The sequence below is a fragment of the Streptomyces sp. NPDC046831 genome (assembly GCF_040645305.1).
Lineage (GTDB): Bacteria > Actinomycetota > Actinomycetes > Streptomycetales > Streptomycetaceae > Streptomyces.
This window is the reverse complement of record NZ_JBEYXZ010000005.1, coordinates 59,031-81,317: the sequence shown is the minus strand read 5'-3', so window position 1 is coordinate 81,317 and position 22,287 is coordinate 59,031. Positions and strand designations below refer to the sequence as shown.

General features: G+C 75.9%; 18 protein-coding genes. 7 read left to right on the top strand and 11 right to left on the bottom strand.

What is annotated here, in order from left to right:
• Window positions 1-18: 18 nt before the first annotated feature.
• Window positions 19-417 (top strand): DUF1844 domain-containing protein, encoded by a 399-nt coding sequence (locus ABZ920_RS06795; protein WP_361499552.1) that lies wholly within the window; start codon window positions 19-21, stop codon window positions 415-417.
• 223 nt (window positions 418-640) lie between these two features.
• On the opposite strand, the gene ABZ920_RS06790 is transcribed toward ABZ920_RS06795, so the two are convergent.
• Window positions 641-1,372, bottom strand: a complete 732-nt coding sequence (locus ABZ920_RS06790; RefSeq protein WP_361499550.1) for an SseB family protein — start codon at window positions 1,370-1,372, stop codon at window positions 641-643.
• A 258-nt stretch (window positions 1,373-1,630) separates the two neighbouring features.
• On the opposite strand from ABZ920_RS06790, the gene ABZ920_RS06785 reads away from it, so the two are divergent.
• Window positions 1,631-2,356, top strand: a complete 726-nt coding sequence (locus ABZ920_RS06785; RefSeq protein ID WP_361499904.1) for a serine hydrolase — start codon at window positions 1,631-1,633, stop codon at window positions 2,354-2,356.
• A gap of 262 nt (window positions 2,357-2,618) precedes the next feature.
• Here the strand turns inward: ABZ920_RS06785 and mycP are convergent, their stop codons facing one another.
• Both mycP and ABZ920_RS06775 read right to left on the bottom strand, forming a co-directional pair.
• Window positions 2,619-3,794, bottom strand: a complete 1,176-nt coding sequence (mycP, locus tag ABZ920_RS06780) for a type VII secretion-associated serine protease mycosin (RefSeq protein ID WP_361499548.1) — start codon at window positions 3,792-3,794, stop codon at window positions 2,619-2,621.
• Window positions 3,791-4,684, bottom strand: coding sequence for a hypothetical protein (locus ABZ920_RS06775; RefSeq protein ID WP_361499546.1), 894 nt, complete (start codon window positions 4,682-4,684; stop codon window positions 3,791-3,793). The genes mycP and ABZ920_RS06775 overlap by 4 nt, the downstream gene beginning before the upstream one ends.
• A gap of 1,936 nt (window positions 4,685-6,620) precedes the next feature.
• On the opposite strand from ABZ920_RS06775, the gene ABZ920_RS06770 reads away from it, so the two are divergent.
• Window positions 6,621-7,823, top strand: a complete 1,203-nt coding sequence (locus ABZ920_RS06770; protein ID WP_361499544.1) for an amino acid deaminase/aldolase — start codon at window positions 6,621-6,623, stop codon at window positions 7,821-7,823.
• Between the two features lie 162 nt (window positions 7,824-7,985).
• Here ABZ920_RS06770 and ABZ920_RS06765 read toward each other — a convergent pair whose 3' ends face one another.
• From ABZ920_RS06765 to ABZ920_RS06755, 3 genes are read right to left on the bottom strand one after another with little or no spacing between them, the layout of a single operon-like run.
• The gene (locus ABZ920_RS06765) at window positions 7,986-8,768 is read right to left on the bottom strand and encodes a 3-oxoacyl-ACP reductase (protein ID WP_361499542.1); all 783 of its coding nucleotides are present in this window, start codon (window positions 8,766-8,768) and stop codon (window positions 7,986-7,988) included.
• Window positions 8,765-10,180, bottom strand: a complete 1,416-nt coding sequence (locus tag ABZ920_RS06760; protein ID WP_361499540.1) for an aldehyde dehydrogenase family protein — start codon at window positions 10,178-10,180, stop codon at window positions 8,765-8,767. The genes ABZ920_RS06765 and ABZ920_RS06760 overlap by 4 nt, the downstream gene beginning before the upstream one ends.
• Before the next feature lie 11 nt (window positions 10,181-10,191).
• Window positions 10,192-11,556 (bottom strand): glutamine synthetase family protein, encoded by a 1,365-nt coding sequence (locus ABZ920_RS06755; RefSeq protein WP_361499538.1) that lies wholly within the window; start codon window positions 11,554-11,556, stop codon window positions 10,192-10,194.
• 85 nt (window positions 11,557-11,641) lie between these two features.
• Between ABZ920_RS06755 and ABZ920_RS06750 the strand changes: the two genes are divergently transcribed.
• Together ABZ920_RS06750 and ABZ920_RS06745 are read left to right on the top strand one after the other, a co-directional pair.
• Window positions 11,642-12,379 (top strand): FCD domain-containing protein, encoded by a 738-nt coding sequence (locus tag ABZ920_RS06750; protein WP_361499536.1) that lies wholly within the window; start codon window positions 11,642-11,644, stop codon window positions 12,377-12,379.
• 43 nt (window positions 12,380-12,422) lie between these two features.
• Complete coding sequence (locus ABZ920_RS06745; protein ID WP_361499902.1) at window positions 12,423-13,142, top strand: gamma-glutamyl-gamma-aminobutyrate hydrolase family protein; 720 nt, start codon at window positions 12,423-12,425, stop codon at window positions 13,140-13,142.
• A 940-nt stretch (window positions 13,143-14,082) separates the two neighbouring features.
• On the opposite strand, the gene ABZ920_RS06740 is transcribed toward ABZ920_RS06745, so the two are convergent.
• The 5 genes from ABZ920_RS06740 to ABZ920_RS06720 form a co-directional block, all read right to left on the bottom strand.
• A complete protein-coding gene (locus tag ABZ920_RS06740; protein WP_361499534.1) occupies window positions 14,083-15,048 on the bottom strand; it encodes a LysR family transcriptional regulator in 966 nt (321 codons plus the stop codon).
• Window positions 15,049-15,390: 342 nt separating this feature from the next.
• Window positions 15,391-16,110, bottom strand: a complete 720-nt coding sequence (locus ABZ920_RS06735; protein WP_361499532.1) for a helical backbone metal receptor — start codon at window positions 16,108-16,110, stop codon at window positions 15,391-15,393.
• The gene (locus tag ABZ920_RS06730; protein WP_361499530.1) at window positions 16,110-16,682 is read right to left on the bottom strand and encodes an XRE family transcriptional regulator; all 573 of its coding nucleotides are present in this window, start codon (window positions 16,680-16,682) and stop codon (window positions 16,110-16,112) included. Before ABZ920_RS06730 ends, ABZ920_RS06735 begins: the two co-directional genes overlap by 1 nt.
• Before the next feature lie 561 nt (window positions 16,683-17,243).
• Window positions 17,244-19,058, bottom strand: a complete 1,815-nt coding sequence (locus ABZ920_RS06725) for an ABC transporter permease/substrate binding protein (RefSeq protein ID WP_361499528.1) — start codon at window positions 19,056-19,058, stop codon at window positions 17,244-17,246.
• Window positions 19,051-20,139, bottom strand: a complete 1,089-nt coding sequence (locus ABZ920_RS06720; protein WP_361499526.1) for a glycine betaine/L-proline ABC transporter ATP-binding protein — start codon at window positions 20,137-20,139, stop codon at window positions 19,051-19,053. The genes ABZ920_RS06725 and ABZ920_RS06720 overlap by 8 nt, the downstream gene beginning before the upstream one ends.
• 240 nt (window positions 20,140-20,379) lie before the next feature.
• On the opposite strand from ABZ920_RS06720, the gene ABZ920_RS06715 reads away from it, so the two are divergent.
• On the top strand, window positions 20,380-21,309 hold the full coding sequence (locus ABZ920_RS06715) for a 5'-3' exonuclease (RefSeq protein WP_361499900.1): 930 nt from the start codon (window positions 20,380-20,382) through the stop codon (window positions 21,307-21,309).
• A 102-nt stretch (window positions 21,310-21,411) separates the two neighbouring features.
• Window positions 21,412-22,257 carry a siderophore-interacting protein gene (locus ABZ920_RS06710; protein WP_361499524.1) on the top strand — a complete coding sequence of 282 codons (846 nt, stop codon included), beginning with the start codon at window positions 21,412-21,414 and terminating at the stop codon, window positions 22,255-22,257.
• The last annotated feature ends 30 nt before the right edge of the window (window positions 22,258-22,287 follow it).

Here is a 22,287-nt window from a genome sequence, read left to right as displayed (position 1 = left end):
GCACCTATGGTGAGGGGCATGAGTGACACTCCCCCCTCGGACCGCACCGAGACCGCCTCGGGCCCCGCCGAGACCCCCGACTTCGACGCCATGACCCGCGACATCGCGGAGGTCCCGGCGGTCGAGGTGATCGTGACGGTCGCCGTCAACCTGATGAGCGCCGCCGCCGTGAAGCTCGGTCTCGCCCCCCAGGAGGACGGGGGCGACGACCACAAGGACCTGGACGAGGCCCGCAAGCTGATCACCGCCCTCGCCGGCCTGCTGGACGCGAGCACGACCGAGATCAGCTCCTTCCACGCGGCCCCGCTGCGCGACGGCCTGAAGTCGCTGCAGCTGGCGTTCCGCGAGGCGTCGGTCGTCCCCGACGAGCCGGGCCGGGGGCCGGGCGAGAAGTACACGGGGCCGGTCTACGGCTGAGCGGCCACCGGCCTCACCGGGGGGCGGCGACGCGGCCGAGGACGGGGCGTGGCCGGCTGCACGGACCGGCGGCCGGCCCGTGACCGTCCCGCACGGCTTGCGGCCGGCGGCCCGCCGTGACGGTCCCCCGGGGCACGCGGCGGGCGAGCCGGCCGGCGGTCCTGCGCGGGGCCGTCTCCCCCGCCCGCGGCCCGGCCGGGCTGCCGCCCGGTCGCCCCGGAGGTCATCCGCGCACGTACACGGGCTCGCCCGGAGGCGTGGTCCCGGCCGGCAGAAGTGCCAGGTCGAGACCCCGCACCAGGCGGGCCCTCAGCGTGTCGCTGGCGGCGAGGCGCTCGGCGACGGCACGCGCCGCCTCGGCCGGGGCGGCGGACGGATCGAGGACGACGGCGAGGGTGCCGTCGGCCCGTCCCGGCCCGAGGTGGGCCCGGACCACGGCCGGCTCGGCGGCCAGGGCGCCCCGTACGGCCTCCCGTACGGCGGGATCGGCGAGCGGGTCGGTCGACGTACGGCCCTCGGCGAGCGCGAGCAGCGCGGGCCCGGTCAGTTCGAACGGGACCGGGCCGGCCACGTCCAGCACCACCGTGTCCGCCTTCTCGTGCGCGGCGGCCTCCAGCGCCCGGTGCAGGGGGACGGCCACGGGGCGGGCGGCCGGGTCCCAGCGGGCGAGGGAGTCGGTGGAGGTGAAGGCGGGCAGGGCGGTGCGGCCGCCGGCCTTCAGCGTGGGTACGGCCATGTCGCTGGTCTTCTCGCGGCGCAGCCCGCCGGCGTCCTCCTCGACCTCGCCGAGCACGGCCACGACGGGGACGAGCAGCCGGGTGCCCTTGAGCGCCCGCAGGACCGGCTCGACGGCCGTGCGGTCCTCGGCCCAGGCGGCGAGCGCCGCGCTCAGCCGGGGGTCGGCGGAGCCGTCGTCGTCGGAGAAGCCGGAGTCGGGAATGTTCTTCTTCGCCACGGTCCCGACCCTATCCGGGCGACTCGGCCGCGCCGGTCCGGGGCCGTCGGCCCGGGGCCGGTCGGCCCGGGACCGGTCGGCCCGGGACCGGTCGGCGATCGCCCGGGCGCCGGGGCGGACCCGGGCTCGCCCGCCGTATCGTCGTCGGCGACGCCGTCGTCCGCGGCGCCGTCCGCGAGCGGGGAGACATCGGTGGGGGCATCGAGGGAGGCTTCGACAGGCTCGGCGGCCGGCCGCCGGGCGCTGCCGGCCGCGGCCATGCGCGCGGTGCCGGTGGCGCAGGGCGCCGCCGTGTCCGTGGCGGTGCTGGGTCCCGGCTCCGCCGGGAGTGCCGTGTACGGCGAGGCCGGCTTCGAGACGGCGAGCATCGTGAAGGTCGACATCCTGGCCGCGCTGCTGCTCCGGGCCCAGGACGCCGGCCGGCGTCCGACCGCGTGGGAGAGGACGTACGCGACCGCGATGATCGAGGACAGCGACAACGACTCCGCGTCGGCGCTGTGGCGGGCCATCGGGGGGGCCGAGGGGCTCGACGCGGCGAACGCGCGCTTCGGGCTGACGGACACCACCGGCGGGGACGGCGCGCTGTGGGGCCTGACCCGGACCACGGCGGCCGACCAGCTGACGTTGCTGCGGCAGGTGTTCGGGCAGGACTCCGAGCTGAGCGCGGCCTCGCGGCGGTACCTGCAGGGGCTGATGGAGCACATCGCCGAAGGTCAGGACTGGGGGGTGTCGGCCGCGGCCGACGACTCGGCCTGGGCGTTGAAGAACGGCTGGCTGCCGCGCGGTACGACGGGGCTGTGGGTCGTCAACAGCATCGGGCGCGTGACGGCGGGCGGCGAGGACTACCTGCTGGCGGTGCTGTCGAACGGCAACGCGACGAAGGAGCGGGGCGTCGCGCTGGTCGAAGCGGCGGCACGGGCGGCGGTGTCGGTCCTCGCCGGTGAGGCGGCGGCGCCGTCCGCGACGGCCTCGCCGGCCGGCTGACCGGACCGCGCCCGCGACGGCGACCGGCGGACCCAGGGCACCGCCGGACCCTACGAGGGCCGGGTCAGTTGCCCTCGGGGGACGCGCGGCGGCCGCGCCCCCTCGCCCGTGACCCGGCGGCGCCGTCCGCGACGGCCTCGCCGGCCGGCTGACCGGACCGCGCCCGCGACGGCGACGGCGACCGCGACCGGCGGACCCAGGGCACCGCCGGACCCTACGGGGGCCGGACCCTGCCGGCGCCGGACCCTGCCCGGGAGCCGGGTCAGTTGCCCTCGGGGGACGTGCGGCGGCCGCGCCACAGGGCCACCGCCGTGACGAGCAGCACTCCCCCCGCGCCGCCCGCGAGGACGCCCGCCCAGTGCGAGGCGTCGTCGTGCTCCACGGGGTCGGGACCGGGCCCGAAGTACTCGTCGCCGTAGGCCGCCACGTGCAGGCCGTCCGGCTTGAGGCGGGCCGCGGCCGAGATCGCGGCGGCCGGGTCGACGAAGCCGAAGCCGCGGGAGTCGTCGCGGCCGTCGGCCGGCGCCTCGCGGGCGGTGTCCTCCAGCAGCTTCTTGATCTGCGCGGGCGTCAGGCCGGGGTGGGCCGCCTTGACGAGGGCGACGGCCCCGGAGACGAACGCGGAGGCCGCGCTCGTGCCCCAGCCCTGGTAGTACTTGTGGTCCGGGTCGGCGATCACCACGTCGACACCGGGCGCGCTGACGGTGGCGTACCACCGGCGGGTGGAGAAGGACGCCCGGGTGCCGTAGCGGTCGACGGCGGTCGCGGCGATCACGCCCGGGTAGGCGGCCGGGTAGGAGATGTGGTCGCCCTTCTCGCCGCCGTTCCCGGCGGAGGCGACCACGACGGCGCCCTTCCTCAGCGCGTACTGGACGGCCTCGTCCTCCGCCGGTTCCGGGTGCGCGGAGGCGGAGTCGTCGCCGAGGGAGAGGTTGATGACGTCGGCGCCGTGGTCGGCGGCCCAGCGGATGCCGTCGGCGAGGGCGCTGCCGCGGGTGCTGCGAGCCTGGGCGCGGGCGGAGTCACCGTCCTCGAGTATGACCCGCACGGGCAGGATCTTCGCCTCCGGAGCCACGCCCAGGACGCCGTCGGCCCGGCCCGGCCCGTGCCCGTGGCCGGCGATGATGCCGGCCATGGCGGTGCCGTGGCGGGCCCAGGCCCGGTCGCCGCGCCGGGCGCCGAAGCCGATGAGGTCCTTGCCGGGCAGGACGTTGCCGGCCAGGTCGGGGTGGTCGGCCTCGACGCCGGTGTCCAGTACGGCGACGGTGACGCCCTCGCCCTTGGTGGTGCGCCAGGCCTGCTGGACGTGCAGGGCGTCCAGGGCCCACTGCTGGGCGCGGATGCCGTCGGCGTACGCGGTGGAGGGCGGCACGAGGGCGAGGCAGGCGGCGACGAGCAGGCTCAGCGCCCCGGTCCTGCGGGTCACGAGGGGTTTCACGACGTCTTCTCCGGGGCCGGGCCGACGGTCCTGCGCAGGCCGCGCTCGATGCGGTCGGCGAGGCCCTGCGCCTCGTGCCCGAGGCCCGCCTGGGCGGGGGCCGTGGTGGCGCCGGGCCGTACCGCGTCCGCCGCGGGCTGCGGGTCGTCGACGGCGCGGCCGTCGGCCCAGCCGGACACCGCGTAGACGACCACGGGGGCGTCCGTGAGCACGGAGACCGTCCAGGAGGCGCGCTGCCGGGCGCCGAAGTGCGCGGCGGCGGTGCCCTCGTCGGGGTACGGACGGGGCATCAGGTCCGCGCGCCGTTCGAGCCGTTCCTTCTCGAAGCGCCTGTCGAGGGCGTCCATGGCGGCGGCGTCGGCCTTGGTGAACAGCAGTCCGACGGTGGTGACGTGGCTCTGGGTGGCGTCCGTGTAGGTGGCCCGCAGCAGGCGTGCGCAGCCGGCCGGCGCGAGGACCTCGCGCAGCAGCGGGTCGAAGGCGTCCTCGCAGCCGCTGTCGGGCGCCACGGCGACGCGCGTCCAGGTGCGGTCCGCGCCGCCGGGTCCGGCGCCGCGGCCCGCCACGGTGGGCGGGAACAGCTGGTCGACGGGGACGCTGTGCCACAGGGCGCCGGCGGCGGCGAACGTGCCCGCGGTGTCCGCCTCGGCGGAGTCGCCGGTGAGCCAGCTCCCGGTCACGGCACCGCCGATGAGCCCGAAGCCGAGCACGACGCAGGCGGCCACCGCGGCCGACCGCGGCCGCAGGCGCGCCCGCGCTCCGAGCGCCCGTCCCCGCCCCCGCTCGTCGTATCCCTCGGGCTCGCCGAACCCCACGACGGGCCGGCGGGTGTACGGGTCGGCGGTCGGCGCCGCGGACGCGCTCCACGAGCGGGACGGATCGGGGGACACGGCCGTGGCGGCCGTGCGGGACGGCGTGGCGGCGTTCGCGGGGCGGACGGGACCCGGCTGGTGGGAGGGGTCCCCGGGCGCGGGGGTCCAGGCGGCGCGCCCGGGACGGGCGGGCGGTGCGCCGGACGGCGTGCCCGGCCCGCCGCCCGCACTGCCCGCACGAGTTCCGGTACGCCCGGATCCGGGTCGGCTCCCGGCGGGTGGGGCCGGGGCGTCCGGGTGGGACGGCCGGGTGACGGCGTCGGACCACACGGACGGGGCAGCGCCGCCGGAGCGGACGTCGGGGCGGGAGGTCGGGGCCGCCGGGCGCGGCGGCGCGCCCGGCGCCGGGGGCCGGTGAGCGGGCAGGGGCCGCAGCCGTCTGGTCGTCTCCGCCGGGCCCTCGGCGGGGATCGGGCGCAGGCGCCGGGTCGTCTCCGACGCGCCCTCCGCGGGGGCGTCGCCGCGCCCGGCCACCGGCGTCCGGCGCCCCGCCGACGGCTGCGGACCGTACGCGGCGGGCTCGCCGCCGGTACCGGTGACGGCGCCCGCGGGCGTGCCGGGGAATCGGCCCGCGGCCGAACCGGCCGCGTCCGGCGCGGTGCGGCGTCCTCCGCCAGGCCGCTCCGCGGCGGCCCGTTCACCGGCCGGCCGCCCCGGGGTGCCGGCATGCGGAGCCTGGCGGCCGCCGGTGAAGGACCCCGGGGCCGCGCCGGAACCGGCCGTCGATGCCCTCTGACCCGGGCCGGACGCCTCCGCCGGCCCAGGACGACCGGGCGCTGCGGCACCGGCCGACGGCGGACCACCCGCAGGACGGCCCGAACCTTCACCGGAACCGACACCTGACCTGTCGCGCCCCAGGCCGGACGCCTCCACCCAAGCGGACCCGCCGGCCGTCCCGCCGGGTGCCGCGGCACCGGTCACCGGCGCCGCGCCGCGGAGGATACCCGGCGACTCACCGGGAACACCCGCCGAACTCTCGCCCCCCACACGGGACTTGTCCGCCCGCCCAGGACGACCGGGCGCCGCGGCACCGACCGACGGCGGACCACCCGCAGGACGGCCCGAACCTTCACCGGAACCGACACCTGACCTGTCGCGCCCCAGGCCGGACGCCTCCACCCAAGCGGACCCGCCGGCCGTCCCGCCGGGTGCCGCGGCACCGGTCACCGGCGCCGCGCCGCGGAGGATACCCGGCGACTCACCGGGAACACCCGCCGAACTCTCGCCCCCCACACGGGACTTGTCCGCCCGCCCAGGACGACCGGGCGCCGCGGCACCGACCGACGGCGGACCACCCGCAGGACGGCCCGGAACGTCACCGGAACCGACACCTGACCTGTCGCGTCCCGGGACGGGTGTCTCCGCCGGAGCCGGTCCTCCGGTTCCTCGTCCGGGCGTGCCGGGGCCGGTCGGGGGCGCTGTGTCGGGGAAGCGGGCCGACGCCGGGGGTGGGGGCGGGCTCGCCGGGTCGGTGGCGCGGGGGGCCGGGAAGCCGGGGAAGGGCGGGCGCGGGTCCGCGGGCGCCGGCGTCCGGCGGGCGCCGCCCGGGCCGTCCGCCGGCCGGCGCGTGCCCGGCTGGGCGGGCTCCTCCGCCCAGCCGTCGGCCCGGCCGCCGGCAGGCACCGCGGCCGGGGGCGTCGACGGCCGTGGCGGGACGGGGGCGCGGCGCGCTTCCGTGCTCATGCACCCCCCGTTTCCTCGTGCCCGGGCCGTTTCCTCGTACGCGGGCCGTCCTCACCGCCCCGGCCCGGCACGAGTCGTCCGTCACCGGGCACGCATACCCGTACGGGCGAAGCGCCATCCCCGCTCAGTCGCGCGACCGGGACCTTTCCGCCGTACGTGCGCGTCACTTTACGGGTTGCCGCGGCCGATCCGGGAACCGGTCCGCGAGCCCGGGGCATCTGCCCGGAACGTCCCCCTACCCTGCGGTAATCCCCTCTGGCAGGCTGCGTTCATGACTGCGCGCGCCGCCGACCGTGCCCGCTACGACCGGGCCACCGCCCATCTGGACGCCCCCGTCGCGATCGTGGACCTGGAGGCCTTCGACGCCAACGCCGACGACCTCGTCCGCCGGGCCGGCGGCAAGCCGGTCCGGGTCGCCAGCAAGTCCGTACGCTGCCGCGCCCTGCTGGAACGCGTCCTGGCCCGGGACGGCTTCCAGGGGGTCATGTCGTTCACGCTGCCCGAGTCCCTGTGGCTGGCCCGCTCCGGATTCGACGACGTCCTGCTCGCCTACCCCTCGGCCGACCGCGCCGCCTTCGCCGAACTCGCCGGCGATCCCAAGCCGGCCGCCGCCGTGACCGTGATGGTCGACGACCCGGCGCAGCTCGACCTCATCGACGCCGCGCGCGACGGCGGCCGCGAAGTGGTGCGGGTGTGCCTGGAGTTGGACACCTCGCTGAGGCTGTTCGGGGGCCGCCTGCGCGTCGGCGCGCGCCGCTCGCCGCTGCACTCCCCCGCCCAGGTCGCCGACATGGCCCGGGCGGTGGCGCGGCGGCCGGGGTTTCGGCTGGTGGGGCTGATGGCGTACGAGGGCCATGTGGCCGGTGTCGGCGACGCGGTGGCCGGGCGGCCCCTGCGGTCGCGTGCCGTGCGGCTGATGCAGGCGGCGGCCCGCCGGGAACTGGCCGAGCGGCGGGCCGCGGTCGTGCGGGCGGTGCGGGCCGTCGCCCCGGATCTGGAGTTCGTCAACGGCGGTGGCACGGGCAGCGTCCAGCACACCGCCGCCGAGGACGCGGTCACGGAGATCGCCGCGGGTTCCGGACTGTACGTGCCGCGCCTGTTCGACCACTACACCTCCTTCCGCGGCCGTCCGGCGGCCCTCTTCGCCCAGCCCGTCGTCCGGCGGCCGGGGGTCGGCGTCGTGACGGTGCTGGGCGGCGGCTACCCGGCCTCCGGTGCGGCCGGCCCGGACCGGCTGCCGGTGCCGTACCTGCCCGAGGGCCTGCGCTACGACGCCCAGGAGGGACCGGGCGAGGTGCAGACCCCGCTGCTGGGCACGCCGGCCGACGACCTGCTGATCGGCGACAAGGTGTGGTTCCGGCACGCCAAGGCCGGTGAGCTGTGCGAGCGGTTCGACGTGCTGCACCTGGTGGAGGGCGACCGGGTCACGGCGACCGTACCGACGTACCGGGGCGAGGGGCGGACGTTCCTGTGAGCGGCCGGCTCCGCGGTCCTGCGGTACGCCGGAGTGCCGGTCCCTGCGGTACGTGGGCCTCCGGTACGCCGGTCCGTCGCTCCTGCGGTCCCGACCGGATCCGGTCGTAACCGCAGGAGACCGAACGGATCCGGTCACCGGGCGGACGCCCCCGCCCCGGTCTCACAGGGGCGTGACGTACGCCCCCGCGATCCCGCCGTCCACCAGGAAGTCGGTCGCGTTGACGAAGGAGGAGTCGTCGCTGGCGAGGAAGGCGACCGCGGCGGCGATCTCCTCGGCCTCGGCGAACCGGCCGACCGGCACGTGGACGAGCCGGCGCGCGGCCCGCTCCGGGTCCTTGGCGAACAGCTCCCGCAGGAGGGGGGTGTTGACCGGTCCCGGGCACAGCGCGTTGACGCGGATGCCCTCGCGGGCGAACTGCACGCCGAGCTCGCGCGACATGGCCAGCACGCCGCCCTTGGAGGCGGTGTACGAGATCTGCGAGGTGGCCGCGCCCATCCGGGCCACGAAGGACGCGGTGTTGATGATGGAGCCCCTGCCCTGGCGCCGCATGTAGGGGAGGGCGGCCTTGCAGCACAGGTAGACGGAGGTCAGGTTGACCTCCTGGACGCGCTTCCACGCCTCCAGGCCGGTCTCCAGGATCGAGTCGTCGTCGGGCGGGGAGATGCCGGCGTTGTTGAACGCGATGTCGACGCTGCCGTAGGTGTCGTACGCCGCCTTGAACAGCGCCTCGACCTGGTCCGGGTCGGTGACGTCGACCTGCACGAACAGCCCGCCGACCTCCTCGGCGGCCGCCTTGCCGCGGGTCTCGTCGATGTCGCCGCACACGACGTGCGCGCCCTCGGAGGCGAGCCGGCGCGCGGTGGCCAGTCCGATGCCGCTGCCGGCTCCGGTGATGACGGCGGTGCGGCCGGTCAGACGGCGGCAGATGATGTCCTCGGTCACTGTGCGGGGCCCTCCGTGCTGATGAAGACGTTCTTGGTCTCGGTGAAGGCGGCCAGCGCGTCCGGGCCGAGTTCACGGCCGACTCCGGACTGCTTGAAGCCGCCGAACGGGGTCCAGTAGCGGACGCTGGAGTGGGAGTTGACGGACAGGTTGCCGGCCCGGACGGCGCGGGAGACGCGCAGGGCACGGCCGACGTCCCGGGTCCAGACGGAGCCGGACAGGCCGTAGGGCGTGTCGTTGGCCAGCCGGACCGCGTCGGCCTCGTCGTCGAAGGGGAGGACGACGGCGACGGGGCCGAAGACCTCCTCGACGGCCACCGGCGCCCGCGGGTCGACGCCGGTGAGGACGGTGGGCGGGAACCAGAAGCCGGGGCCCTCGGGTGCCTTGCCGCGGATGCCGGGGGCGTCCGGGTCGACGTACGAGCGGACGCGGTGGAGCTGGGCCGCGGAGATCAGCGGGCCGACCTGGGTCCTTTCGTCGGCCGGGTCGCCGACGAGGACGGACTCGACCGCGGGGGCGAGGAGGCCGAGGAAGCGGTCGTGGACGGAGCGCTGGACGAGGATGCGGGTGCGGGCGCAGCAGTCCTGGCCGCAGTTGTCCAGGAAGGACATCGGGGCGGCGGCCGCGGCGGCTTCGAGGTCTGCGTCGGCGAAGACGATGTTGGGGCTCTTGCCGCCGAGTTCCAGGGTGACGCGTTTGAGCTGGTCCGCCCCCTTCGCCCACACCTGCTTGCCCACGGCCGTCGAGCCGGTGAAGACGATCTTCGCCACGCCCGGGTGCCGGACCAGGGCGTCGCCCGTGACGGGGCCGCGGCCGGGCAGCACCTGGAAGAGGTGCTCGGGAAGCCCGGCCTCCAGGGCGAGTTCGGCGAGGCGGAGGGCCGTCAGCGGGGTGGTCTCGGCCGGTTTGAGGAGCACGGCGTTGCCCGCGGCGAGCGCCGGGGCCGTGCCCCAGGCCGCGATGGGCATCGGGAAGTTCCACGGCGCGATCACGCCGACGACTCCGAGGGGTTCGAGGAGGGTGACGTCGAGGCCGCCCGCGACGGGGATCTGCCGGCCCGTCAGCCGTTCCACTCCCCCGGCCGCGTAGTCGAGCAGGTCGCGGACGTTGCCGGCTTCCCAGCGGGCGTTGCCGAGCGTGTGACCGGCCTCGCGGACCTCCAGCCGGGCGAGTTCCTCCTGGTGTGCGTCGACGTGGGCGGCGAACCGGCGCAGCAGGCGGGCGCGTTCGCCGGGCGCGAGCGCGGCCCACCTCTGCTGGGCCGCACCGGCCCGGGCGACCGCCCGGTCGACGTCGGCGACGGTGGCGGCGGGGACGGTGGCGACCACCTCCTCGGTGGCCGGATTCAGCACCCGCAGCGCGTGCGCGTGGTCGTCGGGGTGCTCGTGCCGGGGCTCGTTCTCGTGGGACACGTAAGGGACCCTCACAGACGTTCGAAGGAGCGGCGCAGCTCCCAGTCGGTGACCGCGGCGTCGAAGGCCTCCAGTTCGACGCGCGCCATGTTGCGGTAGTGGGCGACGACCTCGTCGCCGAAGGCGGCCCGGGCGATCGCGCTGTCCTCCCACAGCCCGGCGGCCTCGCGCAGGGTCGTGGGGACGTGCTCGTAGCCGGCGGTGTAGGCGTTGCCCGGGCAGGGTTCGGGCAGCTCCAGCCGCTGCTCCACGCCGTGCAGGCCCGCCGCCACCAGCCCGGCCACGGCCAGGTACGGGTTGACGTCGCCGCCGGGCAGCCGGTTCTCGAAGCGGAGCGAGCGGCCGTGCCCGACGACGCGGAGGGCGCAGGTGCGGTTGTCGAAGCCCCAGGCGACGGCGGTCGGAGCGAAGGAGCCGGGCTGGAACCGCTTGTAGGAGTTGATGTGCGGCGCGTACAGGAGGGAGAAGTCCCGCAGCGCGGCCAGCTGCCCGGCCAGGAAGTGGCGCATGAGGCCGGACATGCCCTCGGGGCCGTCCCCGGCCATCGCGTTGCCGCCGTCGGGGCCGGTGAGCGAGAGGTGGATGTGGCAGGAGTTGCCCTCGCGCTCGTTGTACTTGGCCATGAAGGTCAGGGACATGCCCTCCTGGGCGGCGATCTCCTTGGCGCCCGTCTTGTAGACGGCGTGCTGGTCGCAGGTGACGAGGGCCTCGTCGTAGCGGAAGGCGATCTCGTGCTGGCCGGGGTTGCACTCGCCCTTGGCGGACTCGACGGTGAGTCCGGCGCCGGCCATCTCGTTGCGGATGCGCCGCAGCAGGGGTTCGATCCGGCCGGTCCCGAGGACGGAGTAGTCGACGTTGTACTGGTTGGCCGGGGTCAGGCCCCGGTAGTGGGCGTCCCAGGCCTGCTCGTAGGTGTCCTTGAAGACGATGAACTCCAGCTCGGTGCCGACCTGCGCGGTGAGGCCGAGCGCGGCGAGCCGGTCCAGCTGGCGGCGCAGGATCTGCCGGGGCGCGGCCGCCACCGGGGAGCCGTCGTGCCAGGCGAGGTCGGCGACGACCATGGCCGTGCCGGGGTTCCAGGGGATGCGGCGCAGCGTGGACAGGTCCGGGTGCATCGCGAAGTCGCCGTAGCCGCGGTCCCAGGAGGACATGGCGTACCCGTCGGCGGGGTTCATGTCGGTGTCGACGGCGAGCAGGTAGTTGCAGCCCTCGGTGCCGTGGTGGAGCACCTCGTCGAGGAAGAACTGCGCGGCGAACCGCTTGCCCTGCAGTCGCCCCTGCATGTCGGGGAAGGCCAGGACGACCGTGTCGATCTCGCCGCCCGCGACGAGGGCGTGCAGTTCCTCGACGCCGAGCGGGGGTGTGCGGTCTGCCACGGGTGAGCCTCCTTCGGCTTCGTCGGCCGGCCGGGAGCCATAAGGTATGGCCGGGAACCATTGCCGGGGAAGGGGGCGCGGCCACATGGCGCGGCACACGGAGCCGGGCGGGCGCGAGGACGCTCTCGCGCCGGTGCTGCGGCCGGTGCGGGCGGGCAACGGGTTCGAGGAGGCACTGGAGCAGATCCTGCAGGTCGTGCGGCTGGGGCTGGTGCCGGCGGGTGGGCGGCTGCCCGCCGAGCGGGTGCTGGCGGAGCGGCTCGGGGTGAGCCGGGTGACCCTGCGGGAGGTGCTGAAGGTGCTGCGGGAGCAGGGGCTGGTCGAGGCGCGGCGCGGACGGTACGGCGGAACGTTTGTCCTGCCCCGCGCGGACACCGGCGGCGGGGACGCGCTGCGGCGCCGGACCGCCGAGGTGGACATCGAGGACGTGCTGCGCTTCCGCGAGGTGCTGGAGGTCGGCGCGGCCGGGCTGTGCGCGGCGGAGCGCCCGGCCGGCGAGCGGGCGGCACGGCTGCGGGCGGCGCTGCGGCGCACGCGGGACGCCCCCCTCGCGGACTACCGGCGGCTGGACACGATGCTCCACCTCACGCTCGCCGAGCTCGCCGGCTCGCCGACGCTGGCCACGCAGTACGCGGCCGTCCGGGCCACGGTGAACGATCTGCTGGACTGCATCCCGCTCCTGGCGCGCAATCTGGAGCACTCGCAGCGCCAGCACGCCGCGCTGGTCGAGGCGGTGCTCGACGGGGACGCGGACGGGGCGCGGGCGGCGATGCGGGAGCACTGCGCGGGAACGGCGGCGCTGCTGCGGGGCTTTCTCACGTGAGACGCAGACGGGCGAGGACACCATGGAAGACCGGGAGGAACGGGTGAGCGCACGGCCGCTGATCGGCATCAGCACCTATCTGGAGACGGGGGCGCGCTGGGGCGCGTGGGAGCTGGAGTCGGCGCTGCTGCCGGCCGGCTATCCGCGGCTGGTGCAGCGGGCGGGCGGACTCGCCGTGATGCTGCCGCCGGACGCGCCGGAGCAGGCCGCGGCGACCGTCGCCCGCCTCGACGGCCTGGTGATCGCGGGCGGTCCGGACGTCGAGCCGGCCCGGTACGGCGCGGAGCCCGACCCCCGCACCGGGCCGCCGTCCCGGGCCCGGGACGCCTGGGAGCTCGCCCTGGTCGAGGCGGCGCTGGCCGCGCGCGTGCCGCTGCTCGGCATCTGCCGGGGCATGCAGCTGCTGAACGTCGCCCTCGGCGGCACCCTCGTGCAGCACCTGGACGGGCACGCCGAGGTGGTCGGCGTCTTCGGCGGGCACCCGGTCGAGCCGGTCCCCGGCACCCGCTACGCCGGCCTGGTGCCGGAGCGGACGACGGTACCGACCTTCCACCACCAGGCGGTCGACCGTCTCGGGGAGGGCCTGGTGGTGGCCGCGCGCGCGGAGGACGGCACGGCGGAGGCGGTCGAACTGCCCTCCGCCGACTGGGTCATGGGCGTGCAGTGGCACCCCGAGATGGCCGAGGACCTGCGGGTGATGCGGGGCCTGGTCCAGGCCGCCGCGGACACGGCGGCGAGCACGCCGGTCGCCTACGGCCCCTGACGACGGACCCACCCGGGCTGCCGGCACGGGGCGGGTGCCGGCAGCGGGCGGCCCTTTCCGTGACGTCGGCGCGGGACCCGGCCCGCCGGCACGGCTTCCCGACCCACCGACACGGAGCCGATGCCGTCGGCGCGGGGCGCTGCCCGAGGCGCCGGCGCGGCGCTGTCCGTCGGCGACGGACCCACCCGGCCCACCACGCCTCGCCTACGACCCCTGACGACGGACCCACCCGGGCTGCCGGCACGGGCGGGTGCCCTCAGCGGGCGAGCGCTGTCCGCGACGCCGGCGCGGGACCCGGCCCGCCGGCACGGTTTCCCGACCCACCGACACGGGACCGATGCCGTCGGCGCGGGGCGCTGTCCGAGGCGCCGGCGCGGGGCGCTGTCCGTGACGACGGACCCACCCGGGCTGCCGACGCGGGGCCGGTGCCCTCAGCGGGCGAGCGCTGTCCGCGACGCCGGCGCGGCGCTGTCCGTTGACGACGGACCCACCCGACCCACCGACACGGAGCCGATGCCGTCGGCGCGGGGCGCTGCCCGAGGCGCCGGCGCGGCGCTGTCCGTTGGCGACGGACCCACCCGGCCCACCGACGCGGGGCCGGTGCCCTCAGCGGGCGAGCGCTGTCCGCGACGCCGGCGCGGGACCCGGCCCGCCGGCACGGCTTCCCGACCCACCGACACGGGACCGATGCCGTCGGCGCGGGGCGCTGCCCGAGGCGCCGGCGCGGCTTCCCGGCCCGCCGACGCGCAAGCCCGTGCCGCCTGCGCGGGGGCTCGGCCGCCCCACTCACGCACTCACCGCCGGTCCCGCGGACGCCGCGGCGGACACGGCCGTCCGCGGCGTCCCCTGACGGACGGTGCCGCCCGGCCCGCCGGCACCGGAGGCTGGTTCGGGCCGCCAGGACGGGCCCGCCCAGCCGGCGCGGGGGCGCGTCAGCCGTTCACGCGTTCGTCGTGGGCCCCGCGGATGGCCGGCAGCGGGTGAGGGTGAGCAGTTCCCGGGCGGGGCCGACCGGGCGGTGGCCCGTGGGCCAGACCGCCCGCAGGTCCCGCTTCAGGGTGACGCCGTGCACGGGGATGCGCACCAGCCGCCGCAGGGACAGCTCCTCGCCCACGGCCAGTTCGCTCAGCACGGCCGGCCCCGCGCCGCTGACCGCGGAGGCCTTCACCGCCGTGGTCGAGGACACCTCGATCAGCGGGCGGGCCAGACCGCCCAGCGCGGTGTCCAGGACCTGGCGCGTCCCGGAGCCCTCCTCCCGCAGGATGAGCGGGGTCGCCGCCAGTTCCTCGGCCGCCAGGGGGCGCCGCCGGCGTGCCCACGGGTGGCCCGGCGCCGTCACCACGACGAGGCGGTCGCGGGCGACCACCGCCGTGTCCAGCCCGGAGGGCACGGTCAGTCCCTCCACGAAGCCGAGGTCGGCCTCGTCCGCGAACAGCCGCTGAGCCACCACCGCGGAGTTGCCGGCGAGCAGCGAGACCGCCGTGTCCGGCCGCCGTGCCCTGAGCGCGATCAGCCATCCCGGCATCAGGTACTCCGCGATCGTCATGCTGGCCGCGACGCGCAGCCGCGAGTCCCGACGGTCCCGCAGGGCCTGCGCCCCCGCGTCGAACGCCTCCGCGGCCTCCACCACCCGTCGCGCCCAGTCGGTCACCAGCGCCCCGGCGTCCGTCAGCCGGGAACCCCGCGGCGAGCGGTCCACCAGGGCCACGCCCAGCTGCCGTTCCATGGACCGGATCCGGCTGCTGGCCGCCGGCTGGGTGATGCCGAGCTCGCGCGCCGCCCCGCCGAGGCTGCCCAGCCGTGCCACGGCCAGCAGCAGTTCCAGTGCCCCGAGGTCCGGGACCCGGTGGGCCAGCGAGGTGCTCGCGCCCGGCCGCCCCTGTCCGCTCCCGTCCGCCTTCGTCATCAATCCAGCTTATGCCCGGCGGCGGGAAACCCCTGGTGACGGCCTCCTGGCCCGCGTCCCGCCCGGCGCCGGCTCCGCGGCGAACACCGGGAGTCATGGTCGCCTCAGTCCGTCCGGTCCTTTTCCCGGCGCCCGGCCGCCGTCTCCCTGCCGTCGGCCATCCACCGTCCGCCGTACCGGCTCCCGCACCGTCCCAGCGCGCACCAGCGCCACTGGCGCCGCCGCCCTGGCCGGTCGGCCCACCTCGCCCCCTGCCACGGGCTCACAGCCGGCCTGCGAGCCCTCCTCGTCGCCGCTGCCGCGCGGCCGCGCGGCACCGCCCGCCCACCGTCCGCGGCCCGCTCACCGCCCCGCTGCGCGCAGCGCCTCCCCCAGCACCCGCGGCGCCTCGGCCAGCGACGGGCCGTACCAGGTCAGGTGCCGTCCGCTGACCAAGGCGCACCGCAGGCCGGGGAAGGCCTCGGGGCCGTCGGCGGCGGTGAAGCGGTACGGCTCGTCCGGCAGGACGACGACGTCCGGGGCGGCCGCCCGCAGCTCCGCGAGCGGCACCCGGGGGTAGCGCTCGGCGTGGCCGGCGTACAGGTGGTGGACGCCGAGGCGGGCGAGCACGTCCCCCGCGAAGGTGTCGCGCCCCAGCACCATCCACGGCCGCCGCCACACCGGCACCACGGCGGTGGTACGGCGCTGCGGCGCCGGCAGCGACGACCAGGCGGCCTCCGCCTCGTCCAGCCATCGCGGCCTGCCCCGCGCCCCGCACGCCTCCAGCACCCGCGCCAGCTCCCGGAAGGCCTGCGGCAGCGTACGCACCTCGGTCACCAGGACCTCCACGCCGGCCGCACGCAGGGCGTCGAGGTCGGCGGCGCGGTTCTCCTCCTCGTTGGCGATCACCAGGTCGGGGGCGAGCGCGGCGATCCGGTCGGCCTTCGGGTTCTTGGTGCCGCCGACACGGACCACGTCGAGGCCGGCCGGGTGGACGCACCAGTCGGTCGCGCCGGCCAGGACGCCGGGCAGCGTCACCGCCACCGCCTCGGTCAGCGAGGGCACCAGGGACACGACCCGCATCAGCGCGACCGGTCCTGCACCGCCTCGATGTGCTCGGCCACCGCGACCACGATCACGCGGGTCTCCGGCACGGTGGCCCGCCAGCGGTGGCGCACCCCGCCGGTCAGGTACATGGTGTCCCCGCGCCCGAGCCGGTACGCGCGGCCCTCCGCCTCGATCTCCACGGCGCCGTCGGCGACGTACATCAGCTCGTCGTTGCGGTGCTGGAACTCGCGGCCCGCGTCGTGGTCACCGGTGAACTCGGTGGCGTGCAGCTGGTGGTGCCCGCGCACCAGGGAGCGCGCCCGGGACCCGGGCGCGAGGGCCGAATCGGCGGCCTCGTCGCGCACGACGTCGACGCTGCACGCCGGGTCGGCGGCCGCCAGCAGTTCCACGGCGGTGGTCCGCAGGGCGTCGGCGACCTTCTCCAGGGAGATGGTGCTGGGACGCGCCCGGTCGTTCTCGATCTGGCTGAGGAAAGGCACCGACAGGCCGCTGCGTTCGGCCACGACGGCGAGGGTGAGCTCCAGCGCCCGGCGCCGCCGCCGCACGGCCGCGCCCACGCGCAGGGGCTGCTCCTTGTGGTCGCCCATCGCTCCGGCTCCCTCCTTCGCTCGTCGGCCGGCTCCCGGTGCGCCCCGCTGCGGGCGCACTGTTCCGGTCACGCTCCTCTGCACCCTACGCAGGTTCGGCGGACCGGTTCATGCGGCCGTGCCAACCCCGTCCCCTCGCGCGGGGCGCGACGTGGCGGTTCGCGCCAGTGGATCCGCCCTCGCGCCGGACCGGACACGCGCTGCGCCGCGCGGGCGAAGCGGCAGATCAGGAGGGCCGGACAGCGGAACGCGCGGCCGGGTCCGTCACGCACCGTGGTTGGCCGGAACCGTGCCGCCCCCGGAAGCGGCCCCTCGAGGGGAGCTTCGGGGGCGGAAGAGGACGCCCGGGTGAAGGGCCGAGAATCCGGCAGAGGATGCTCGGGAAAAGGCCCGAGGGGGCGGGGGCCGGCGCAGTGCCGGAGACCCGAAGGCCGCGGCGGCAGCGCCGGCCCCCGGCAGGCCCCCGCGCAAAGACCCGATGGACGGCCCGAGGGGCGGACCCCGTCCACGCGGCCGGGCTGCGTGGGTGGATCCGCCCCTCGGGCGGTGTGCGGACGGCGGCTACTGCGGGGTCATCCGGCCGATCATGTCCGGATGCCTTTTCAGCCAGGCGTCGACCGCTTCCTCCTCATGGCCCTGGCCGCGCTTGTTGATCTCGCTCTCCAGGCTGCCCAGCTCGTCCTCGCTCATCCGGAAGTTCTTGATCCACTCGGTGAGCCGCGGGTACTGCTCGGGGAACTTCAGGCTGGAGACGGTGCGGATGGTGTTGCCCTCGCCGAAGAGCTTCCTGCCGTCCGCCAGCTTGGTGAGGTCGTACTCGCTGTACGCCCAGTGCGGTGACCACAGGACGACCGCGACCGGCTTGCGCTGCGCGTAGGCCCGCTTCAGCTCGGCCAGCATCGCCGGCGTGGAGCCGTCGACGACCTCGTACTCCTCGTCCAGTCCGTAGCCGGGCAGGACCTTGTCCTTGAGCAGGTTCATCTCGCCGGTACCGGGCTCGATGCCGATGATCCTCCCGTCGAAGAGCGCCGACTTGCCCTTGAGGTCCTCCAGGGACTTCACGTCCTTGACGTAGGAGGGCACGGCGATCTCCAGCGAGGTCGGCCGGTACCAGGTGCCCAGGTCCCTGATCCGGTCCTTGTTCCGGTCCCAGTAGTTCTTCTGCGCGTACGGCAGCCAGGCGTCGAAGTTGACGTCGATGTCGCCGGAGGCGAGGCCGGTGTAGACCGGGCCCACGTCCATCTGCTTCAGGTTCAGCCGGTAGCCGCGCCGTTCGAGGACGCGCTTCCACAGGTGGGTGACGGCGATGTCCTCGTCCCACGGGAACCAGGCGACGTTCAGGGCGCGCTCCGCCTCGGCCGGCCGCGCGCCGGAGCCGCTGCCGCCGGCCTCGGCGGCGGAGCCGTCGCCCTTCCCGCCGAAGAGGCCCATGCCGCCCGCGACCAGCGCGAGGACGACGACGCCGACGACGGCGACCTGCGGGTGGGGCCGGTAGGACCAGATCCTGAGGCCCTGCGCGGCGCGTGCCCGGGCGGCGGCGCGGCGGCCGAGCGGCGAGACCTGCTCGCCGAGGGCGCCGGTCATGCGGTCCAGGTAGATCGCGAGGATCACGATGGCGACGCCGGCCTCGGACCCGAGCCCCACGTTGAGCTGGCCGATGGCCTCGTTGACGTCGCCGCCGAGGCCGCCGGTGCCGACCATGCCGGCGATCGCGGCCATGGACAGGCCGAGCATGATGACCTGGTTGACGCCCGCCATGACGGTGGGCAGGGCCAGCGGGAGCTGGACGCGCAGCAGCGTGTTGCGGGGCGTGGTGCCGAACGCCTCGGCGGCCTCGACCAACTCCGCGTCGACCTGGCGGATGCCCAGCTCCGTCATGCGCACGCCCGGGGCGAGCGCGAAGATCAGCGTGGCGACGATGCCGGCGGAGGCGCCCGTGCCGAAGAACAGGATGGCCGGGATGAGGTAGATCATCGCGGGCAGCGTCTGCATGAAGTCCAGGACGGGCCGGACGACCCCGCTGACCCGGTCGGAGCGCGCCGCCCAGATGCCGACCGGCACGGAGACCACCAGCGCGATCATCGTGGCGACGAGGACGAGCGACAGGGTCACCATCGCGTCGTCCCAGAGCTCCAGGGAGTCGATGAAGGCGAAGCCCGCGAAGGTGAGGACACCGGCGAGCGTGCCGCGCAGCCAGAAGGCGAGCACGGCGAAGACGCCGGCGAGCAGCAGCGGCTCGGGGGCCTGCAGAACGGCGGCGATGCCGTCGTAGGTGCCGGTGAAGACGGTCTTGAGGAAGTCGAAGAGCCAGGCCATGTGGCCGAGCAGCCAGTCGACCGCGGTGTTGACCCAGTCGCCGAGCGGGATCCTAGGCACGGGCCACCGCCTTCTCGCCGTCCCGGCGCCGGGACGCCTCGCAGGCCCGGGGCGCGGCCTGCTCGTCGCCGAGGAAACCGATCAGCCGCTGCCGCGGGACGACCCCGACGAGGCGGCGGCGGTCGTCGAGCACGGCGACGGGGTGCGGCACGCGGGCGCTGATGGCGCACAGCTCGGTGAACGGCGTGTCGGTCCGCGCGGTCCGGCACGCGCAGTCGGCCTCGTCGCCGCGCACGTCACGGTCCATGACGGCCTCGGCGGTGAGCACGCGGGAGCGGTCGACGTCCTGGACGAAGGAGGCGACGTAGTCGTCCGCGGGCTCGAGCAAGATCTCCTCCGCGCTGCCGCACTGCACGATCCGGCCGTCGCGCATGACGGCGATGCGGTCGCCGAGGCGCATGGCCTCGTTGAGGTCGTGGGTGATGAAGACGATCGTCTTCTTCAGGGTCTTCTGCAGCTGAAGGAGCTGGTCCTGCATGTCGCGCCGGATCAGCGGGTCCAGGGCGCTGAAGGACTCGTCCATCAGCAGCAGGTCCGCGTCAGTGGCCAGCGCGCGGGCGAGGCCGACGCGCTGCTGCATGCCGCCGGAGAGCTCGTCCGGCCAGGACTTCTCCCAGCCGGCCAGGCCGCACAGGGCGAGCGCCTCGTCGGCGCGGCGTTCGCGCTCGGCGCGGGGCACGCCCTGCACTTCCAGGCCGTAGGCGGCGTTCTCACGGACGCTGCGGTGCGGGAAGAGCGCGAAGTGCTGGAAGACCATGCTGATCTTCTTCGAGCGGACCTCGCGCAGGGCACGGCCGGACAGCGCGGTCAGGTCCTGCCCGTCGAAGCGGACGCTGCCCGCGGTCGGCTCGAGGAGTCCGTTGAGCATGCGCAGCAGCGTGGACTTGCCGGATCCGGACAGCCCCATGACTACGAAGATCTGACCGGGTTCGACCGTGAAGGAGGCGTCGATGACGGCGGCGGTGGTGCCGTCGGCACGCAGTTCCTCGCGGTCGGCGCCCCGGCGGAGCCTCTCCACCGCCTCGTCGGATCGTCTGCCGAACACTTTGAACAGGTGCTCGGCCTCAAGCCTGGATGTCACGCGTACCTCTTGCGCTCGGCGGCAGGGACGGGACTCGAAGTCACAGCAAAAGTTGAATTGATCAACTACCTTCGGTCCGAAGCGGCACCTGCCCCGAAGCGCCCGGGCCAAACAGGAGTGTGTTCTGGCTCACGCCCGCGCGCACGCCGCGGTCCCCTCCGCGCGGCCCGGCGCACGCCCCGGCCGTCCATCCCGGACGGAGCCGTCGCACGCACGGCCCTGTCGGTGCCGTGCGGCATGATGCGGTGCGTGACCGGACGACTGATGCTCCTCGACACCGCGACCCTGTACTTCCGCGCCTACTTCGGCGTCCCGGAGTCGGTCAAGGCCCCCGACGGCACGCCGGTGAACGCCGTGCGCGGGCTGCTCGACTTCGTCGACCGCCTGATCAGGGACCACCGGCCCGACCGGCTGGTGGCGTGCATGGACGCCGACTGGCGGCCGCGGTGGCGGGTGGAGCTGATCCCCTCCTACAAGGCGCACCGCGTGGCCGAGACGCACGCGGGCGCCCCGGACGAGGAGGAGGTGCCGGACACCCTGTCCCCGCAGATCCCGGTGATCGAGGCCGTCCTCGACGCCGTCGGCATCGCCCGGGTGGGTGTCGCGGACTACGAGGCGGACGACGTGATCGGCACCTTCACCGCGCGGGCCGGGGGCCCGGTCGACATCGTCACCGGCGACCGGGATCTGTACCAGCTGGTGGACGACGCCCGCGGCGTGCGGGTGCTGTACCCGGTCAAGGGCGTCGGCACCCTGCGGATCACCGACGAGGCGGTCCTGCGGGAGAAATACGGGGTCGGCGGCGGCGGGTACGCGGACCTGGCCCTGCTGCGCGGCGACCCGAGCGACGGGCTGCCCGGCGTGCCCGGCATCGGCGAGAAGACTGCGGCCAGGCTGCTCGCCGAGTTCGGCGACCTGACCGGGATCATGGCGGCCGTCGACGATCCGAGGGCCAGGCTCACACCGACGCAGCGCAGGCGCCTCCACGAGGCCCGGCCGTACCTGGCGGTGGCGCCGAAGGTCGTGCGCGTCGCCACCGACGTCCCGCTGCCGGACGTCGACGCGGCGCTGCCGCGCGCCCCGCGCGATCCGGCGGCGCTGGAGGAGCTCGCGGCCCGCTGGGGACTGGGCGGCTCCCTGGAGCGCCTGCTCACCACGCTCACGGCATGACGGCCGCGCCGGTCCGCCCTCACGCCGCCCTGCCGCGCGAGGTGTTCACCTCCGGAAAGTGCTAACTTAGGTAACCCTAAGCAAGGGAGCAGGGAGGCCGTCATGGCAGAACGTCCGGCGCGCAAGCCGCGGAAGGCCCACACCGCGCAGGTCGTCCGCACCGAGCGGCTCACCCCGCACATGCAGCGCGTCGTGCTCGGCGGTGAGGGCCTCGCCGGCCTCGCGGCCGACACGTGCACGGACCACTACGTGAAGCTGCTGTTCCCAGCCGGGGGCGTCACCTACCCCGAGCCCTTCGACATGGAGCGGATCCGCGAGGAGTTCCCGCGCGAGCAGTGGCCCGTGACCCGGACGTACACCGTCCGCGCCTGGGACCCCGAGCACCGCGAGCTGACGCTTGACTTCGTGATCCACGGTGACGAGGGACTGGCCGGCCCCTGGGCCCTGCGCACCAGGCCGGGCGAGACCGTCCGGTTCATGGGCCCCGGCGGCGCCTACGCCCCGGACCCGAGCGCCGGCTGGCATCTGCTCGCCGGGGACGAGAGCGCCCTGCCGGCCATCGCCCGCGCCCTGGAGACGCTTCCCGAGGGCGCCCGGACGTACGCCTTCGTCGAGGTGGCCGGCCCCGAGGAGGAGCAGAAGATCGACTCCGAGGTGGACGTGGTCTGGCTGCACCGCGGGCGGCGCCCCGTCGGCGAGGCACTGGTCGAGGCCGTGCGGGCGCTGGAGTTCCCCGAGGGCCGGGTGCACGCGTTCGTCCACGGTGAGGCCGGCTTCGTCAAGGAGCTGCGCCGCCTGCTGCGCGTCGAGCACGCCGTCCCCCGCGAGGACCTGTCCGTCTCCGGCTACTGGCGGCTCGGCCACACCGAGGACGGCTGGCAGGCCTCCAAGCGCGAGTGGAACGCGCGCATCGAGGAGGAGCAGGAGGGCGCGGCGCCGGCCGCCTGAGCACCCCCGCAGCGCCTACGCTGGGCGCCG

Coding starts and splice junctions, on each gene's coding strand:
- ABZ920_RS06715 (WP_361499900.1), top strand. CDS start 20,380: ATGCGGTGCGTGACCGGACGACTGATGCTCCTCGACACCGCGACCCTG.
- ABZ920_RS06710 (WP_361499524.1), top strand. CDS start 21,412: ATGGCAGAACGTCCGGCGCGCAAGCCGCGGAAGGCCCACACCGCGCAG.
- ABZ920_RS06770 (WP_361499544.1), top strand. CDS start 6,621: ATGACTGCGCGCGCCGCCGACCGTGCCCGCTACGACCGGGCCACCGCC.
- ABZ920_RS06785 (WP_361499904.1), top strand. CDS start 1,631: ATGCGCGCGGTGCCGGTGGCGCAGGGCGCCGCCGTGTCCGTGGCGGTG.
- ABZ920_RS06740 (WP_361499534.1), bottom strand. CDS start 15,048: ATGACGAAGGCGGACGGGAGCGGACAGGGGCGGCCGGGCGCGAGCACC.
- ABZ920_RS06750 (WP_361499536.1), top strand. CDS start 11,642: ATGGCGCGGCACACGGAGCCGGGCGGGCGCGAGGACGCTCTCGCGCCG.
- ABZ920_RS06735 (WP_361499532.1), bottom strand. CDS start 16,110: ATGCGGGTCGTGTCCCTGGTGCCCTCGCTGACCGAGGCGGTGGCGGTG.
- ABZ920_RS06795 (WP_361499552.1), top strand. CDS start 19: ATGAGTGACACTCCCCCCTCGGACCGCACCGAGACCGCCTCGGGCCCC.
- ABZ920_RS06730 (WP_361499530.1), bottom strand. CDS start 16,682: ATGGGCGACCACAAGGAGCAGCCCCTGCGCGTGGGCGCGGCCGTGCGG.